Source organism: Nocardiopsis sediminis (genome assembly GCF_042650565.1).
Lineage (GTDB): Bacteria > Actinomycetota > Actinomycetes > Streptosporangiales > Streptosporangiaceae > Nocardiopsis_B > Nocardiopsis_B sediminis.
In genome coordinates, this window is record NZ_JBHSBH010000008.1 from 81,701 (window position 1) to 98,644 (window position 16,944).

Sequence of the window (16,944 nt, forward strand, 5' to 3'; positions counted from 1 at the left end):
GGCGCCCGCCCGGCGGCGCTCACCCCAGCCCGAGCGGGCCCGCCAGCCGCCGCCGGTGCCACTCCGGGCTCCCCAGCAGCAGCGCCGAGGAATGGGCGCGCTTGAAGTACCGCTGGCAGGGGTGCTCCCAGGTCACGCCGATGCCGCCGTGCAGCTGGACGGACTCCCCGGCGACCGTCCGGAACGCCTCCGCACACGCCGACGCCGCCAGCGACACCACCTCCGCGGCGTCCGGCGCACCCTCGGCGAGCGCGAACGAGGCCGCCAGCGCGGCCGAGCGGGCGCCCTCGACCAGAACCAGCATGTCGGCCAGCCGGTGCTTGACGGCCTGGAAGGCGCCGATGGGCCGGCCGAACTGGACCCGCTGCTTCGCATGGGACACCGCCGCCTCCAGACAGGCCGCCGCGCCGCCCACCTGCTCGGCCGCCAGCGCGGCCCGTCCCGCGTCCAGCGCGCGCCCCAGCACCGCGGCCCCGTCGCGGGCCACCCGGCGAACGGGGACGCGGTCGAAGGAGACGCGCCCCTGGGGCCGGGTCGTATCCACCGGTATCCGGGCGGCGACGGTCACGCCCTCGGCGCCCGGGGCGGCGGCGAACAGGCCCGGCCCGTCCGATGTGTGCGCCGCGACCAGCAGCAGCCCCGCGGTACCGGCGTCCAGGACGCGGTCCTTGGCCCCGGTCAGCCGCCACGTTCCGCCGGGCGCGGGCTCGGCGCGCGCGGCCGTGCCCGCGATGTCGCAGGAGCCCCCTTCCGCCCAGGCGAGGGCCGCGATGAGGGAGCCGTCGGCCACGCGCGGCAGCCACCGGCGGCGCGCGGCCGCGTCCTCGCTGCCCGCCAGCGCCTGACCGGCCAGGACGGCCGACCCCAGGAAGGGGACCGGGGCCAGCGCCCGGCCCAGCTCCTCCATGACCACGTGCGTCTCCCGGCAGGAGAACCCGCCGCCGCCATGGTCCTCGGGCAGGGCCAGGCCCTGCGCCCCGATCTGGCCGGCGAGCTCGCGCCACATCCGCCCCGGATCGCCGGCCCGCCGCGCGACCAGGCCGCGGACGGCCGCCCGGAGCTCCTCCTGCTCGGCACTCAAGCGCACGGCCCGCCCCCTGTTCCGAAAGACCAAACAAGTGTTTGCTAGGCTAACCGGCGTCCCGGCGCCGCAACAGGCGCCGGACCCGACCGCCGGGAGGGAGCGTGGACACCGAGCGCGAATTCCGCGACGAAGTCCGGACCTGGCTCGCCGAGAACCTCGTCGGCGACTTCGCCGCCGCCCGCGGGCTCGGCGGCCCCGGCCGCGACCACGAGGCCTTCGACGTCCGCCTGGCCTGGGAACGGCACATGGCCGCCGCCGGGTGGACCTGCCTGGGCTGGCCCGTGGAGTACGGCGGGCGCGGAGCGGGCATCGAGCGCCAGGTCGCCTTCCACGAGGAGTACGCCCGCGCCGACGCCCCGGCCCGGGTCAACCACATCGGCGAACACCTGCTGGGCCCCACCCTCATCGCCTTCGGCAGCCCCGCGCAGCGCGCCCGGTACCTGCCCGCCATCGCCGCCGTGCGGGAGCTGTGGTGCCAGGGCTACTCCGAGCCGGGCGCGGGATCGGACCTCGCGGCGGTCGCCACCCGCGCCCGCCCCGACCCCGGCACCGGCGGCTGGGTGGTCGACGGCCGCAAGATCTGGACCTCCCACGCCCGCGAGGCCCACCGGTGCTTCGTGCTCGCCCGGACCGAACCCGGCTCCCGCGGGCACCGGGGGCTGGGCTACCTGCTGGTGCCCATGGACGCCCCGGGGGTCGAGGTGCGCCCGATCACCCAGCTCACCGGCACCTCCGAGTTCAACGAAGTCGTCTTCGACGGCGTGCGCACCGGCCCCGACGCGCTCGTGGGCGAACCCGGCGACGGCTGGCGGATCGCGATGGCGACGCTCGGCTTCGAGCGGGGCGTCTCGACGCTCGGCCTCCAGGTCGGCTACGAGCGCGAGTTACGGGAGCTGATCCGCGTCGCGCGCGACAACGGAGCCGCCGGCGACCCGCTCATCCGCGACCGGCTCACCCGCGCCTGGATCGGCGTGCGCACCATGCGCTACACGGCGCTGCGCACGATGGCCGCCACCGCGGCCGGCGCACCGGGCCCCGAGGCCTCCATCGGCAAGCTCTTCTGGGCCCGCTGGCACCGCGACCTGGGCGAACTGGCGATGGACGTGATCGGGGCGCCGTCGATGCTCACCGCGGGCACCGCCGGCGACGCGGCGCCCGAAGCGGTCGCCGGGGCGGACCCGGGGGTCCCCGAGGGCTACGATCTCGACCGCTGGCAGCGGCTCTTCCTCTTCTCCCGCGCGGACACGATCTACGCGGGCACCGACGAGATCCAGCGCAACGTCATCGCCGAACGCGTGCTCGGCCTTCCCCGCGAGCCCCGCCCCGCCGGCCCGCCCGCGTGAGCGCGCGCCGCCCCGGCCCGTGCCCAGAGGGGGTCTATGCGTCCCAGCCCTGCTCCTCCTTCACGCGCTTCTTCAGCAGCTTGCCGGCCGCGTTGCGCGGGAGGTCGTGGCCGGCGATCCGGATGTGGGCGGGGATCTTGAACGATGCCAGACGGCCGTCCAGGTGGTCGCGCAGGTCCGCCTCTTCGAGGCGGTGCCCGGGCAGCGGCCGCACCACCGCGCCCACCTCCTCGCCCCAGACCTCATGGGGGACGCCCACCACCGCGACCTCGCCCACAGCGGGGTGCTCGTGGATGGCGGCCTCGACCTCTGCGCAGTACACGTTCTCCCCGCCGCGGATGATCATGTCCTTGGCGCGGTCGACGATGTAGACGAACCCCTCCTCGTCGATCCGGCCCAGGTCGCCGGTGTGCAGCCAGCCGTCGGTGAAGGTCTCCGCGGTCGCCTCGGGCCGCCCCCAGTAGCCCAGGACCACGCCCGGCCCGCGGATCCACACCTCGCCCACCTCGCCGGGCGGCAGTTCGGCCCCCGCCGGGTCCACCACCTTGACGTCGACCGTTGCCACCGGCACCCCTGCGCTGTCCGGGCGCAGCAGGTAGTCGCTGCCCCCGTTGACCGTCGCGGTGGCCGAGCACTCGGTCATCCCGTAGCCCTGGGCCAGCAGGAGTTCGTGCAGGCGGCCGCGCGCCCGCCGGACCAGCGCCGGCGCGGCCGGCGCGCCGCCGGAGCTCAGGACGAGCAGGCTGGACAGGTCGTGGTCGGCCAGCCGCGGTGCGGCGAGCAGCTGGGAGATCATCGCCGGCACCGCGGTGATCGCCGTGACCCGCTCCCGCTGCACCGCGCGCAGCGCCGCTTCGGCGTCCCACCGGTACATCAGCACGAGCGTCCCGCCGGTGGCCAGGGCGGGCAGCATGACGGTCTGCGCGCCCGTGGCGTGGAACAGCGGGACCACGCACAGGATTACGGGCGGCGGCAGCGCGCCCAGGAATTCCTGCGCCTCCGGCAGCTCCAGGCCCAGCCGCATGATCGCCCGGTGCCGGGCATAGGACGACGCCATGATGTTGGCGATCATGTTGCGGTGCGAGCCGAGCGCGCCCTTGGGGACGCCGGTGGTGCCCGAGGTGTAGAAGATGGTCGCCGGGTCGTCGGGGGCGAGGTCGGCCTCGGGCAGGGCGGCGTCGCCGGGCACCTCGCCCAGCACGTCGGGCCAGGCACGGGTGCCCGCCGGCAGCGGGCCGGGGGTGCGCACCGCGACCACCGCGATCCCCAGCCGCTGTGGCGCCCCGGCCAGCCGCTCGATGCGCTCGGCGTCGGCCACCAGCACCTTCGCGCCGCTGTCGGTGAGCCCGAATTCCAGCTCGCCGCCGGTCCACCAGGAGTTGAGCGGGACGACGATCGCGCCGATCCCCGCGGCGGCGAAGAACGCGATCACCCATTCGGGGTAGTTGCGCATGGCGATCGCGACGCGGTCGCCCTTGGCCACGCCGTAGTCGTCGGCGAGGCGGCGGGCGAAGGCGGCGGCGCTGCGGAAGTAGTCGGCGTGGCTCATCCGCTCCTCGCCGTAGACCAGCGCCGTTGCGCCCTCCTGCCCGCGGCTGCCCTCCAGGACCGCGCGCAGGTGCACCGGGGCGTTGGCCCAGACCCGCGTGGGGACCCCGTTGATGTCGGCGGTCGCGGTCTCGAAGGGGCCGCCGCTGACCAGGAGGCGGGCGGTGACCGCCGCCAGCGAGCGCACCGGCCGGGCGATGTCGGGGTCGGCCATCGGCACCTCCGCCGGGTCCCTGGCGTGTGTCGCCGGTCACAAGGAAGTCGTGCAAGCGAGGGTACGCGACCGACCGGTCGGTATCCAGAGGTCGAATGGACAGAGAGCGGGGCGGGCTGCTAGAAAGAGATTCGCAAATGAAAATCATTTTCATTTGCCCGCCCTCCGGCCGGGAGGCATGGGCACGCACATCACGCCTCGGCACTCTCGATCCCGGCCGTCCGCGGCCGCCCGGCCCCCACCGTCGGCGCCGCGGAACCGCCGGACCGCCCCTGGCGCGAGTCCCGGCCGGAGGGCCCGCCCCGCGACCCGGCCGTCCGCACCGCGGCGGCGGAAGGGGCGGCCGACGCGCGCCGCGCGAGCACACCCGACACCAGCACAGCGAAAGGGCGGCCCGCCCCACCATGTCCACATCCGCAACCGGCCGGCTGCCGGTCACCGTCCTGTCGGGGTTCCTCGGCGCGGGCAAGACGTCCCTGCTCAACCACGTCCTGCACAACCGCGCGGGACTGCGCGTCGCCGTGATCGTCAACGACATGAGCGAGATCAACATCGACGCCGCCCTCGTCCGCGACGGCGGCGCCGCCCTGTCGCGCACCGAGGAGCGGCTGGTCGAGATGTCCAACGGGTGCATCTGCTGCACCCTCCGCGACGACCTGCTGACCGAGGTCGGCCGGCTCGCCCGCGATGGCCGCTTCGACCACCTGCTGATCGAGTCGAGCGGCATCTCCGAGCCCATGCCGGTGGCCGCCACCTTCGCCCACATCGGCGACGACGGCGCCGGGCTGCTCGACCGCACCCGCATCGACACCATGGCCACCGTCGTCGACGCCGTGAACTTCCTGGCCGAACTCGACCGCGGCGACGACCTCGCCGGCCGCGGCCTCGACGCCTACGAGGACGACGACCGCACCGTCAGCGACCTGCTCATCGACCAGGTCGAGTTCGCCGACGTGCTCGTCGTCAACAAGACCGACCTGGTCGGCCCCTGGTCAGTGGAGCGCGTCGAGGCCGCGCTGCGGCGGCTCAACCCGCAGGCGCGCATCGTCCGCGCCGTGCACGGGCGCATCGATCCGGCGCAGATCGTGGGCGCCGGCCTGTTCGACCTGGACCGCGCCGCGCTCGCCCCCGGATGGGCCGCGGAGCTGAACGGCGACCACGTGCCCGAGACCGAGGAGTACGGGATCTCCAGCCTGGTCTTCCGCGCCGACCGCCCCTTCCACCCCGCGCGGCTGTGGGAGCTGGTCACCGCCGGGATGGACGGCGGGGACCTGGGCACGGTGCTGCGTTCCAAGGGCTTCTTCCGGCTCGCCACCCGTGCCGCCGTCACGGGCCTGTGGTCGCAGGCCGGTCCGGTGGCCCGGTTCGAACCCGCGGCCCTGGCCGGCGCCGACGAGATCGACGACCCCCAGGCCGGCCGGCCCTGTCAGGAACTCGTGTTCATCGGGGTCGAGCTGAAGGCGGAACGGCTCCGCGCACGCCTGGAGTCCTGCCTGCTCACCGACGCCGAGGCCGCCGCAGGCCCGGCAGCGCTGGCCGACCCGTTCCCCGCCTGGGACCTCGGCGACCTCCACGACCACCGCCACGGCCCGGGCCACGCCCACGACCACCCCGGCCACGGGCACCCCGCCCACGCGTCCCCCTGACCCGCCCCCTCCGCCGGGGCCACTACCACTCGAATTTCTCGGTGAAGCGCTGGTCGGGGCCGATGCCCTGCTCCTCCAGGGCCGCGTCCACCGCGGCGACGAAATCCGGGCCGCCGCACACGAAGAACCGGGCAGTGCGTGCGGTGCGCGGGCCGATGTGGCGCAGCACGGTCTCGGCGTCGAACCCGGGGCGCTCGCCCCGCTCCGTCCGAGCGGGGGCCAGGTGCACGTAGTCCGGGCCGAGTTCGGCGCGCAGCTCCGCGGCGAACAGTGCGGTGGCGGGCGACCGGCTGACGTGGAAGAGGGCGAGCCCGCCGGCGGGGCGCGACCGCACCAGCTCCACGAACGGGGTGACGCCGATCCCGCCCGCGATGAGGACGGTCGGCAGGTCCCCGCGCAGCGCCTCGTGGGTGAAGGTCCCGTGCGGGCCGTCGACGTAGAGGGTATCGCCGGGCGCGAGCCCGCTCAGCTCACCGGTGAACGGTCCCGCGTCGCGCACGGCGAACGTCAGCTCCCCGCTGCCGGGATCGGTGCGCACCACGCTCAGCGGATGCGACCGTGACATGAGCCGCGTGCGCACGTTGCAGAACTGCCCGGGCAACGGGCGCATCCACCGGCCCTTGGGCGCCATGGTGTAGACGGCCGCCGCGGGGCCCGCCCGGGTGGCGCCCGTCAGCTCGTAGCGGGGTGCGCCCAGCGGGGCGGCCAGGCGCCAGGCGGCCGCCGCCGCGAACGATGCGCCCAGCACCAGCCAGTAGGCGCGCAGCCAGGCGTTGTCGTGCATGAACGAGCCCACGCCGTAGGCGTGCACGAACACCAGCGCCCCCAGCGGATAGGACAGGTAGTGGACGTAGTTCCAGGTCCGGTAGCGCACCAGCGCCCGCAGCAGCGTGCTGGCCAGCCACAGCGCCAGGAACATCAGGAACGCCGCCCGGCCCAGTGAGGTGAAGCTCGATTCGGCCCAGGTGAAGTCGAACCGCACCAGGTACCCGAGGTCGTGGCGGTCGGCGATCATCTCCATCAGCGGGTGCAGCAGGATGAAGAACGCCCCCGCCGACCCCAGCCACGCGTGCAGCGCCACGATCGCGCCGCGGTCGGGGGTCAGCAGCGCCGACACCGGCCGCATGCCCAGGACGAGCTGCCACCAGATCAGCACGCCGCCGACCAGGCCGGCGATGTTGGCCAGCCCGGGGACCGGCCCGCCCACCTCGTCCACCATCCGCAGCAGGGGCACGAACGGCAGCAGCGAGACGGCGATGGCCGCCACCACGTAGCCGGTGGCCAGCGGGCGCAGCACGGTGGCCGCGCCGCGCCGGGCGGTCAGGGTCTGTTCATGAAGGGTCATCGAAGGCCGCCTCGTGGCAGTGGAGGTCGAGGTTGGGGGAGGGGCGCACCCGGCCGTCGCGGTCGACGGTCATCCACGCGGCGGTCGCGTCGAGGTCGGCGAGCAGGTCCGGGCCGTCGCCGGTCCCGAGCAGGACCAGGCAGGTCGCATAGACCTCGGCCGCGCCGAGGTCGGATGCGAAGACCGTGGCCTGCGCGCAGTCCGACACGGCGGGGGCGCCGGTGCGGGGGTCGAGCAGGTGGTGCACGGGGGTGCCGTCGGCGCCCTGCCAGGTGCGGCGGGCGATGCTGCTGGTGGCCACGGACGTGGCCGGCGCCAAGGTCAGCTCGGCGGCGGTCGCACCGGTGAGCGGGTGCTCCACCCCGATCCGCCACGGCGGGTCGTCCCGGGTGCGCCAGGCGGCGATGTCGCCGCCCGCGTCGATCAGGCCGCGCGGCGCGCCGCCGCGCCGCAGGGCGTCGGCGGCCTGCTGGACGCTCCACCCCTTGACGAAGCCGCCGAGGTCCACGTGCAGGCCGGGGGAGAGGGTGACGGTGTGGCGGTCGTGGTCGATCTCGACCCGGGGTGCGCCCGTGCCGCGCGGCGCCCGGGGCGGGGCGGCCGTGTGGCCGGATCCGGCCACCCCCTCGGCGGCGATGAGCGCGAAGTCGCGGTCGTAGCCGATGCGCTCCATGTCGGCGGCGAGGAACGGGTCGAACAGCCCGCCGGTGCGCTCGCAGTGGGCGCACGCCTCGGCCAGTGCGGCGGCGAACATCGGGGCGACCTCGGTGGGCCGCCCTCCGGCGGAGTTGACCCGCGTGGTGTCGCTGTCGGTGGTGAACCGGCTGAAGGTGCGCTCGACCGCGCCGAGCCAGCCGAAGACCTGGGCCTGATGGGCGGTGCCCAGCGCCGCGAGGAGGATCTCCGTGCCCATCAGGCGCTCGCGGGCGCCGCGGTCCTCAGGAGCCACGGGTGAAGGTGGTCAGCATGGCCGGGTCGAGCGGTTCGCCGGGGCTGAACTCCGCGCCCACGTTCTCGACCATCGTGCCGTCGCGCTCGGCCGCCGCGGGCAGGAACTCCTGCTCGGCCTGCGAGGAGGCGGGCTCGTCCCCCAGGGTGATGGTGCCGGTGAACATGATCCGGTTCTCCCAGGAGGTGTTGCCCTCGATGCGGTACACGTAGTCGCCCGGGGGGACCGGGCGGCCGGTGCGGTCGGTGCCGTCCCAGTAGAGGGTCTGGTCGCCGCTGTCCTGGGCGGGGCGGCTCGCGCTCTCGACCTCCTCCTGGGGGGCGGATTCCCACTGCGCGGCGGCGCGCCACTCCACCAGGGATTCGGGGCGGCGGACATAGCCGCCGTTGGCGGTGAAGCTGGTGGCGAAGAGGGTGCGGATGTAGGTGCCGTCCCGGTCTTCGATCCACACCGCGATCTGGTTGCTGGCGAGCTGCGGCAGGCGGTGCAGGCGGTAGTTCACCCGTACCAGGCCCAGGCCGGCCGCCGCGGGCTCCTGGGCCGACTGGCCCGGGGAGGCACCGGGGCCCTCGCTCGGCGACGGCGCCTGGGGGGCGGCCTGCTGGCCCTGGGGGGCGAAGGCCACGGCCTCGACGGGCTCGCGGTGCAGGAAGTAGGTGCCGGTGGAGACGGTGGCCACACCGGTGACCACCACCAGCGGGACGACCATCCGGATGCTGCGGTCCGACATGGGCTGCGGCGTCCTTTCGGGGGTCCGGTCAACGGCGGACGGGTCGAGCGGTCGAATGCGTGCGGATGACAACGTGTGCCGATCATCAGCTCTCGCACGAGTATAAGATCACTGACGAAAATCCGGCGAAAGACCAGGTGGACGGCGTAATCGCGGGTCAGGGTACCCCGGTGTGACCGTGGGGGCGCGGCGCCGCCCGCCGACGTCCCCCGCAGAGCCTCGGCGAAGACGAGGCCACAGGAGGGGAGTTCTTCCGGTCACGTGTCCGCGCGGGCGGTTTTTGCGGGAATCATCGGGAATATGCGTGAATCCGGGTGAATTGGCATCGCGCGGTCAATGTGTTCGCCCGGCGGGCCGTGTGGACGTGAGGGAGATAACCATGGCCGGGTTTCCCGATGGGCTGTGGAAACCGCGCCGAGATCGTAGAGTGCGAATCCAGGGATCTCGGAGGGAACCCGGATATTCGGATTTCGGACTTCCCCGGCCACATTCCGGCGAGGGGTGGGCGGGCCGGGGAGCAGGGAAGCCCCGGGGCCGTGAACCCGCCCCGGGGCTTCTTCCGGACCACGTCGGCCGTGGCCCCTTCCGGCCGCTCACGGCCGGGTCAGCTCAGGAATTCGATCTCCACCACCTCGTCCTGGAAGTGCACGGGAAGGCTCGATCCGGGGATGGAGATGAGGGAGCAGCGGGCGGCTTCGAAGCAGATGTCGCCCATTGCCGGTGTGGGTACGAGGGCGATCGCCGAGGCGGTGATGGATGCGGCGGTGAGCCGTCGCAGCATGGTGGGCTCCGTTTCCAGGAGTGTCTTTCGGGTGTGGACGTGCGATTCCGCGGCGCCCCTCCGATCCGCGGGCGCGGGGCGGTGATCCGCCGTTTTCCGACCGCTGGGAACGCCGGTAAAAGCGTGTCCCAAATCGGGTCTATGGACGCCCGGGAAATACCCAACATGGGCCAAAGGCGTGGTCGGGTGCCGGGCGGCGCCGCCGCGCACCGGGAATGTGGCGAGGGCCACCGCAGCGCCCCTGGCGCGCACGGTGCGATGGTCACACCGGGTATCCGGCCCATCGGGCCCGGCCGACGGCGGCGGGACGCCCGATGACGCGTCGGTAGGGTCGGGAACCGTGTCCAGCAAACAGAAACGGCTGCCCCGCGAGGTCCGCGAACAGCAGATGATCGACGCCGCGATCCAGGTCTTCTCCCGCTCGGGATACCACTCCACGAGCGTCGAGGAGGTCGCCGAGGTGGCGGGGATCTCCAAGCCGATGGTCTACATCTACCTCGGCTCGAAGGAGGGGCTGTTCACGGCGTGTATCCACCGTGAGGCCGACCGGCTGGTGCAGGCCGTGCGCGACGCGATCCGCGCCGACGACCCGCCCGAGCTGGGGCTGTGGCAGGGGCTGCGCGCGTTCTTCGGGTTCGTCGCCGAGAACCGCCAGAGCTGGGTCGTCCTCTACCAGCAGGCGCGCACCCAGGGCGAGCCGTTCTCCCATGAGGTGGCGGCGGCCCGGGCACGGGTCCTGGACGAGATCACCGCGATGGTGGTGGCCGGGACCGGGCTGCCCGGCGGCGGGCGCATCATCTCCGCGAAGGACGCCGAGATCCTTGCGCGCATCGCCACCGGCGCCGCCGACGCCCTGGTGGACTGGCTGCTCGACCACCCCGAGGAGACGCCGGAGAGCCTCAGCGACCGGGTCCTCAACCTCGCCCTGGTGGGGGTGGAGCGCGCCACCGCCGACTTCCCCGTCCCCTGATCCGCGCGCCGGGTATCAGCCCAGGCGCCAGCCGGTCTGGGCGAACCGGTCGTCGCCCTTGCGGAACGCGAAGACCCTGGTCGGGGTGACCTCGTAGACGCCAGCCAGGCCGCCGCCCTCGTGCCAGAAGTCGCCGTCCCTGACCTCGAAGCGCCAGACTTCGCCGTACTTGCCGACCCAGGCCGCCGCCAGCGACGCCAGCCGGCCGGGGTCGCCGATGCGCACCGCCGTGCCCTCGGCCACGACGTCGAGCCCGCCCTGGAGGGCGTTGTTGCCGGTGGTCAGGGAGACGTTGGGGTTGGTGGCGAGGTTGTGGGCCTTCTGCTCGCGGTCGCCGGTGCTGAAGTACAGCGACGTGCCGTCCCAGATGCCGATCAGCGGCGTGACGTGCGGGCGCCCGTCGGAGCGGACGGTCGACAGCCAGTACGTCTCCGCCGTGTCCAGCACCTCGCTCACCTCGCCCCACCGGCTCGGCCGGGCATCGGGCCTGCTGTAGCGCGCGTCGAGTGTGCCGGTGGGCGCGGGTGTAGCGGTCATGGCGGGCTCCTCCCGTGTGGTCCGAGGCCGGGCGGCCGGCCCGGTGCACGATAGGGGCCACCGTAGAGGGGCCCTGTGACACACCGGTGCAGCCGCCCGGCGGCACCTGCCCGGTGGCGCCTACCCGCCGGCGCGGCCGGCTACGCGCGGCTCCGCGGCGCCGCTCGCCCCGGCCTCGCCGGTCGCGGCCCCGCCGATCCGTTCGGCCAGCCAGTCGTGGAACGCCGCGATGTGGTGCTCCATGGGCACCAGCACCCCGCCCGCCCGGTAGGCGCGCGAGGCCATGGTCGGCTGGCACCGCTCGCAGGCGTCGAAGTCCTGCCGGTTGACCCGGTCGAACAGCTCCACCGAGCGGGAGACGTCGGCCCCGCCCGCGAGGGTCTCGGGCGCATAGAGCCAGTCGCACTCCACCCGCGTGCGGTCGGCGGCCAGCGGGAACATGCGGTGCACGATCACGTGGTCGGGCACGAGGTTGACGAACACCTGCGGGGCGACGGTGATCGCGTAGTAGCGGCGGTCCTGGTCCTCGCTCACGCCGTCGAGCCGGCCGAACCCCGCACCGCCGTCGACCGTGAACCCCTCGACCCCGGCACCGAACTCCGCGCCGTGGCCCACGTAGTACTGCGCGGCGTAGCCGTCGGCGAACTCCGGCAGCACCTCGGTCAGCTCGGGGTGGATGGTGCCGCAGTGGTAGCACTCCATGAAGTTCTCGATGATGAGCTTCCAGTTGGCCCGGACGTCGTAGGTGATGCGCCGCCCCAGGTCCAGGCCCTCGACCCGGTAGTTGCCGATGGCCTCCTCCGATCCCAGCCGCTCGGCCACGACGCCCTCGACCGTCTCGGCGAACGACGGCGGCTCCTCGGCCAGGCACACCCACACGTACCCGAGCCATTCGCGCACGTGCACGCCGATCAGGCCGTGCGCGGCGCGGTCCACGCCGGGCATCCCCGCCAGGTTGGGCGCGGCGATGAGCCGGCCGTCGAGGTCGTAGGTCCAGGCGTGGTAGGGGCACTGGAAGGAGCGGCGGACCTCGCCGGCCTCCTGGACGCACAGCTGCGCGCCCCGGTGCCGGCACACGTTGAGGAACGCGCGGACCTCCCCGGACCGGTTGCGGCTGACCAGCACGCTCTCCCGGCCCACCTGGACGGTCCGGAACGCGCCGGGGCGATCGAGGTCGCCGGAGCGCACGGCGCAGAACCACATCGCCTCGAAGACGCGCTCCTGCTCCCGCGCGAACACCGCGGGGTCGGTGTAGTAGTGCCCGGGCAGCGTGGCGATCAGGTCGGACGCTGCGGCGGGGTCAGGGGGCAGGGCCGGGGCGGCGGGGTCGTATGAGGTGGCCATGGTGTGTCGGGCTCCTCCGGTCGGTGCTTCGGGCGCGGTCGTCAGCGGCGGATGCGGGTCATCTTGGGGTCGACCAGGGGTTCGGCGGCGACGGTCGCCGGAACCTTTTCGCTGAAGTAGGCGATGGAGACCGGTGTGCCCGGCACGGCGGCGCGGGCGGGCAGCCAGGCGTAGGCGATCGGCCGGTCGATGGTGTAGCCGTAGGCGGCGCTGGTGACGTACCCGGCGGGGGCGCCGTCGACGAAGACGGGCTCCTTGCCCATGACCATGTGGGCGGGGTCGTCGAGGGTGAGGCAGGTCAGCCGGCGCTCGGGTGTGCGCCCGGCCAGTTCCACGAGTGCGGTGCGGCCGATGAAGTCGCCCTTGTCCAGGCGCACCGCGAACCCCAGGCCCGCCTCGTAGGGGTCGTGCTCGGCGGTCATGTCGGTGCCTGAGGCCCGGTACCCCTTCTCCAGCCGCAGGCTGTTGAAGGCGCTGCGCCCGGCGGCGATCGCGCCCAGCGGGCGGCCCGCCTCCCACAGCGTGTCCCACAGCCGTAGCCCCAGGTCGGCGGTGGTGTACAGCTCCCAGCCGAGTTCGCCGACGTAGGAGACGCGCAGCGCGGTCACGGGGACGTCGCCGATGTGGGCGCGCCGCGCCTTGAAGTACCCGAACCCGGTGTGGGAGAAGTCGTCGCGGGTCAGCGGCTGCACCAGGTGGCGGGCGCGCGGCCCCCACACGCCGATGCAGGTGGTGCCCGAGGTGATGTCGCGGACCACCACCGACCCGTCGCCGGGGGCGTGGCGCAGGAGGTGGTCGAGGTCGAGGGGGCCGTTGGCGCCCACCTGGAAGGTGGTCTCGCCGAGCCGGGCGACGGTGAGGTCGCTGCGCACGCCCCCGGTGTCGTCGAGCAGCAGCGTGTAGGTGACCGCGCCGGGTTTCTTGTCGAGCCGGTTGGTGGTGAGCCGGTCCAGGAACGCCAGGGCGCCCGGGCCCGTGACCTCCAGCCGGGTCAGCGGGGTCATGTCGTAGAGCGCGACGCCTTCGCGGGTGGCGCGGGCCTCGGCGGCGGCGATGGGCGACCAGTAGCGGGCCGACCAGGGGTCGCGCTCGGGCACTTCGGCGCCGGGCAGCCGTGCGTTGGACTCGAACCAGTGGGGGCGCTCCCAGCCCGCCGATTCCAGGAAGTAGGCGCCCAGCCGCTGCTGGCGGACGTGGAAGGGGCTGGTGCGCAGCGGGCGGGGCCGCTCGATGGGCTGGAGGGGGTGGACGACGTCGTAGACCTCCACGAAGCTCTGCCGGCCCCGTTCCTCGATGTAGGCCGGGGACAGCTGGGCGGTGCCGAAGCGGTGGACGTCGCACTCGTGCACGTCGGTGCCGGGCCGGCCGTCGACCAGCCATTCGGCGACGGCCCGCGCGACTCCGGCCGAGTGGGTCACCCACACCGCCTCGGCCAGCCAGAACCCGCGCACCTCCCGGGACTCGCCCAGCAGCGGCATGCCGTCGGGGGTGAAGGAGAACACCCCGTTGAAGCCCTCGGCGACCTCGGCCCCGGCCAGGGCGGGCAGCAGGGCGACGCTGTCGTCCCAGCTGGGCGCGAAGTCATCGGGGGTGAACTCCAGCATGGAGGGCATGACCGGGGCCTGGCCCGGTGCGGCGACGTCGTCCAGCTTCACCGGCATCGGGCGGTGGGCGTAGGTGCCGATGCCCAGGCGGTCCCCGTGCTCGCGGAAGTACAGGTCGCGGTCCTGGTGGCGCAGCAGCGGCATCGACGCCTCCTGCTCCGCGGTGCTGCGGCCGTGCAGCTCGGGCAGCGGGCCGGTGGTGGCGTACTGGTGGGCGAGCGGCAGCAGCGGCACCGTCATCCCCGCCATGGCGCCGATCCGCTGCCCCCAGAACCCGGCGGCGCTGACCACCACGTCGGCGGGGACGTCGCCGCGATCGGTGCGCACCCCGTGGACACGCCCGCCGCTGTGGTCGATGCCGGTGACCGTGTGGTGGGCGCGGAACACCGCGCCGCGCGCCATGGCCGCGCGCGCCTGCGCCTCGGCGGCGCGCAGCGCCTTGGCGATGCCGTCGTCGGGGGTGTGCAGGCCGCCGAGCACGGCGCCGGGGGCCAGCAGCGGCCACAGCCGGCGGCACTCCTCCTCGGAGACCAGCGAGGCGCGGACCCCCCAGGCTTCCGCCCAGCCGTGCTTGCGCTTGAGGTCGGCCCAGCGCTCGGGGGTGGTGGCCACCTCCAGCCCGCCCACCGCCCGGAAGCACCATTGGCCGTCGAGGTCGAGCCGCCCGTATTTGCGTACCGTATAGGCGGCGAACTCGGTCATGGTCTTCGACGCGTTGGTCTGGAACACCAGGCCGGGCGCGTGTGAGCTGGACCCGCCGGTGGCGAACAGCGGGCCCTGGTCCAGCACGGTGACGTCGGTCCAGCCGCGTTCGGTCAGCTCGTCGGCGAGGGCGCAGCCGACGATCCCGGCACCGATGATCACGACGCGCGGACCGGTGCCGGGGGAGGGGGCAGGGGCGGAGGAAGCACTCATCGCGAGGTCCCTTCTCAGGGCGGAGTGAGCACGGAAGAACGGGGGATTGGGGGGTTGCGTATGGCGCTACGAAGTGCGCGACTCCCAACAGTGCAACCCATGTGGAGCGGCGTCAAGCCTCCCGCCGTTACACCTTCTTTACCGCCGGATTGCCGGAGAAAGGCGGAATCCTGGGGCTTGACGGCCGGGCGCGAGCGCCTGAGACTGTTGCGTAATCGACCCGAGGTTGCGCACTAGGGAACACTCAGGCCCGTTGCGGACCCCGTCGACGAGCCGTCCGCACCACAGAATCCGTACCGCCGGACACCGGCCGCGCCCTCCTTCGGCGTGCCCGGAAACCCCCGGCGGCGGTACCCCACGAGGAGGCGTGATGATCTACGCATGTCACCTGGACGAGCTGCCCAAGGGGGAGTCCCTGCGCGTCACCGCCGACGTGCCGATCGCGGTCTTCAACGTCGACGGTGAGGTCTATGCCATCGACGACACCTGCACCCACCAGAACGCCTCGCTGTCCGACGGCTGGCTGGAGGGGTGCTTCATCGAGTGCCCTCTGCACGAGGCCGCCTTCGACCTGCGCACCGGGATGCCCACCTGCCCGCCCGCCAAGCGCGCGGTGCGCACCCACCCGGTGACCGTCCGGCCCGACGGCCACATCTACGTGCACGCCCCCGCAGCCGTGCCCGCCGCCCCCTCCGCGCCCGGCGCCCACGCAGCGCCCCTCGCCTCCTCCGCCGCCGCCGTTCCCGCCGCATCCGCGGAGGGCGCCGCGTGAAGGCCGTGACCGTGGTCGGCGCCTCCCTCGCCGGCCTCGGGGCCGCCCGCGCACTACGCGAACAGGGCTTCGACGGCACCCTCACCGTCGTCGGCGAAGAGCCCCACCCGCCCTACGACCGCCCCCCGCTGTCCAAGGACTTCCTCCTCGGCAAGGCCGGCCCCGCCGACCTCGCACTCCACGACGACCACGGCGACAGCGGCCTGGACATCCGCTGGCGCCTGGGCACCCGCGCCACCGGGCTCGACCCCCGGCGGCGCGCGGTCCTGCTCGCCGACGGCTCCGAGGTGGCCGGCGACGGCGTCGTCATCGCCACCGGCGCCACCCCCCGCCGGCTGCCCGGCCCCGGACCGCAGGCCGGCGTCCACGTGCTGCGCACCCTCGACGACGCCGAGGCGCTGCGCGACGACCTCGCCGCCGGCACCCCCCGGGTCGCGGTGGTCGGCGGCTCCTTCATCGGCGCCGAGATCGCCTCATCGTGCTCGGCGCTGGGCCTGGAGGTGACCGTCATCGAGGCCGCCCCCCTCCCGCTCGCACCGGTCCTGGGCGAGGAGATGGCCGCGCACTGCACGGCCCTGCACGCCGACGCCGGTGTCCGGCTGCTGTGCGGGACCGGCGTGGCCCGGCTGCTGGGCGCCGACCGGGTCACCGGGGTCGAACTGGCCGACGGCCGGCGGATCCCCGCCGATGTGGTGGTCGTGGGGATCGGCGTCCGTCCCGCCACCGGGTGGCTGGCCGGGAGCGGGGTCGACGTCGACGACGGGGTGGTCTGCGATTCCGGGTGCCGGACGTCCGTCCCCGGGGTGGTGGCCGCCGGCGACGTCGCCCGCCTGCCCGCCCCCGGCGGCGGCAGCGCCCGCGCCGAGCACTGGAGCAACGCCAGCGACCAGCCCGCCGTGGCCGTGCGCAACCTCCTGGCCGGCGCCACCGTCCAGGACTACCGCCGGACCCCCTACTTCTGGTCCGACCAGTACGGGGTCCGCATCCAGTTCGCCGGGGCCGCCCGCCCCGGAGACACCGTCCGCGTGGTCGACGGCGCCCCCGCCGACCGCTCCTTCGCCGCCGTCTACGAACGCGACGGAGCGGTCACCGCGGCCATCGCCCTCAACCGCCCCCGCCCCTTCACCCGCCTGCGCCGCACCATCGCCGCGTGATGGCGCGC

General features: G+C 74.1%; 14 protein-coding genes. 5 read left to right on the top strand and 9 right to left on the bottom strand.

Annotation, left to right across the window (positions count from 1 at the left end):
* Positions 1-19: 19 nt before the first annotated feature.
* Positions 20-1,087: an acyl-CoA dehydrogenase family protein gene (locus ACFOVU_RS12220; RefSeq protein ID WP_378532975.1), complete on the bottom strand. Its 1,068-nt coding sequence runs from the start codon at positions 1,085-1,087 to the stop codon at positions 20-22.
* A 98-nt stretch (positions 1,088-1,185) separates the two neighbouring features.
* Here ACFOVU_RS12220 and ACFOVU_RS12225 point away from each other — a divergent pair, with 98 nt between their 5' ends.
* Complete coding sequence (locus ACFOVU_RS12225; protein ID WP_378532977.1) at positions 1,186-2,427, top strand: acyl-CoA dehydrogenase family protein; 1,242 nt, start codon at positions 1,186-1,188, stop codon at positions 2,425-2,427.
* 34 nt (positions 2,428-2,461) lie between these two features.
* Here the strand turns inward: ACFOVU_RS12225 and ACFOVU_RS12230 are convergent, their stop codons facing one another.
* Positions 2,462-4,189, bottom strand: coding sequence for a class I adenylate-forming enzyme family protein (locus tag ACFOVU_RS12230; protein ID WP_378532979.1), 1,728 nt, complete (start codon positions 4,187-4,189; stop codon positions 2,462-2,464).
* A 404-nt stretch (positions 4,190-4,593) separates the two neighbouring features.
* Here ACFOVU_RS12230 and ACFOVU_RS12235 point away from each other — a divergent pair, with 404 nt between their 5' ends.
* Positions 4,594-5,835 (top strand): GTP-binding protein, encoded by a 1,242-nt coding sequence (locus ACFOVU_RS12235; protein WP_378532981.1) that lies wholly within the window; start codon positions 4,594-4,596, stop codon positions 5,833-5,835.
* Between the two features lie 22 nt (positions 5,836-5,857).
* Here the strand turns inward: ACFOVU_RS12235 and ACFOVU_RS12240 are convergent, their stop codons facing one another.
* From ACFOVU_RS12240 to ACFOVU_RS12255, 4 genes are all read right to left on the bottom strand, one after another.
* The gene (locus ACFOVU_RS12240; RefSeq protein ID WP_378532983.1) at positions 5,858-7,180 is read right to left on the bottom strand and encodes a ferric reductase-like transmembrane domain-containing protein; all 1,323 of its coding nucleotides are present in this window, start codon (positions 7,178-7,180) and stop codon (positions 5,858-5,860) included.
* Positions 7,167-8,129, bottom strand: a complete 963-nt coding sequence (locus tag ACFOVU_RS12245; RefSeq protein WP_378532985.1) for an FAD:protein FMN transferase — start codon at positions 8,127-8,129, stop codon at positions 7,167-7,169. Before ACFOVU_RS12245 ends, ACFOVU_RS12240 begins: the two co-directional genes overlap by 14 nt.
* Positions 8,119-8,859, bottom strand: a complete 741-nt coding sequence (locus tag ACFOVU_RS12250) for a DUF2271 domain-containing protein (protein WP_378532987.1) — start codon at positions 8,857-8,859, stop codon at positions 8,119-8,121. Before ACFOVU_RS12250 ends, ACFOVU_RS12245 begins: the two co-directional genes overlap by 11 nt.
* Positions 8,860-9,463: 604 nt before the next feature.
* Positions 9,464-9,640, bottom strand: coding sequence for a hypothetical protein (locus ACFOVU_RS12255; protein WP_378532989.1), 177 nt, complete (start codon positions 9,638-9,640; stop codon positions 9,464-9,466).
* Between the two features lie 340 nt (positions 9,641-9,980).
* Between ACFOVU_RS12255 and ACFOVU_RS12260 the strand changes: the two genes are divergently transcribed.
* Entirely contained in the window at positions 9,981-10,610 is a 630-nt protein-coding gene (locus ACFOVU_RS12260) for a TetR/AcrR family transcriptional regulator (RefSeq protein ID WP_378532990.1), read from the top strand.
* A 15-nt stretch (positions 10,611-10,625) separates the two neighbouring features.
* Here ACFOVU_RS12260 and ACFOVU_RS12265 read toward each other — a convergent pair whose 3' ends face one another.
* From ACFOVU_RS12265 to ACFOVU_RS12275, 3 genes are all read right to left on the bottom strand, one after another.
* Positions 10,626-11,147: a pyridoxamine 5'-phosphate oxidase family protein gene (locus tag ACFOVU_RS12265; RefSeq protein WP_378532992.1), complete on the bottom strand. Its 522-nt coding sequence runs from the start codon at positions 11,145-11,147 to the stop codon at positions 10,626-10,628.
* A 120-nt stretch (positions 11,148-11,267) separates the two neighbouring features.
* A complete protein-coding gene (locus ACFOVU_RS12270) occupies positions 11,268-12,491 on the bottom strand; it encodes an aromatic ring-hydroxylating oxygenase subunit alpha (RefSeq protein WP_378532994.1) in 1,224 nt (407 codons plus the stop codon).
* Positions 12,492-12,532: 41 nt separating this feature from the next.
* Positions 12,533-15,010: a GcvT family protein gene (locus ACFOVU_RS12275; protein ID WP_378532995.1), complete on the bottom strand. Its 2,478-nt coding sequence runs from the start codon at positions 15,008-15,010 to the stop codon at positions 12,533-12,535.
* Between the two features lie 370 nt (positions 15,011-15,380).
* Here ACFOVU_RS12275 and ACFOVU_RS12280 point away from each other — a divergent pair, with 370 nt between their 5' ends.
* Both ACFOVU_RS12280 and ACFOVU_RS12285 read left to right on the top strand, forming a co-directional pair.
* Positions 15,381-15,782: a bifunctional 3-phenylpropionate/cinnamic acid dioxygenase ferredoxin subunit gene (locus tag ACFOVU_RS12280; protein ID WP_378532997.1), complete on the top strand. Its 402-nt coding sequence runs from the start codon at positions 15,381-15,383 to the stop codon at positions 15,780-15,782.
* A complete protein-coding gene (locus ACFOVU_RS12285) occupies positions 15,779-16,936 on the top strand; it encodes an NAD(P)/FAD-dependent oxidoreductase (protein ID WP_378532999.1) in 1,158 nt (385 codons plus the stop codon). Before ACFOVU_RS12280 ends, ACFOVU_RS12285 begins: the two co-directional genes overlap by 4 nt.
* Positions 16,937-16,944: the final 8 nt, after the last annotated feature.

Excerpts from the sequence above, each read along its gene's own strand:
- ACFOVU_RS12235 (WP_378532981.1), top strand. The coding sequence starts at position 4,594 with ATGTCCACATCCGCAACCGGCCGGCTGCCGGTCACCGTCCTGTCGGGG.
- ACFOVU_RS12270 (WP_378532994.1), bottom strand. The coding sequence starts at position 12,491 with ATGGCCACCTCATACGACCCCGCCGCCCCGGCCCTGCCCCCTGACCCC.
- ACFOVU_RS12230 (WP_378532979.1), bottom strand. The coding sequence starts at position 4,189 with ATGGCCGACCCCGACATCGCCCGGCCGGTGCGCTCGCTGGCGGCGGTC.
- ACFOVU_RS12250 (WP_378532987.1), bottom strand. The coding sequence starts at position 8,859 with ATGTCGGACCGCAGCATCCGGATGGTCGTCCCGCTGGTGGTGGTCACC.
- ACFOVU_RS12265 (WP_378532992.1), bottom strand. The coding sequence starts at position 11,147 with ATGACCGCTACACCCGCGCCCACCGGCACACTCGACGCGCGCTACAGC.
- ACFOVU_RS12275 (WP_378532995.1), bottom strand. The coding sequence starts at position 15,010 with ATGAGTGCTTCCTCCGCCCCTGCCCCCTCCCCCGGCACCGGTCCGCGC.
- ACFOVU_RS12280 (WP_378532997.1), top strand. The coding sequence starts at position 15,381 with ATGATCTACGCATGTCACCTGGACGAGCTGCCCAAGGGGGAGTCCCTG.
- ACFOVU_RS12255 (WP_378532989.1), bottom strand. The coding sequence starts at position 9,640 with ATGCTGCGACGGCTCACCGCCGCATCCATCACCGCCTCGGCGATCGCC.
- ACFOVU_RS12240 (WP_378532983.1), bottom strand. The coding sequence starts at position 7,180 with ATGACCCTTCATGAACAGACCCTGACCGCCCGGCGCGGCGCGGCCACC.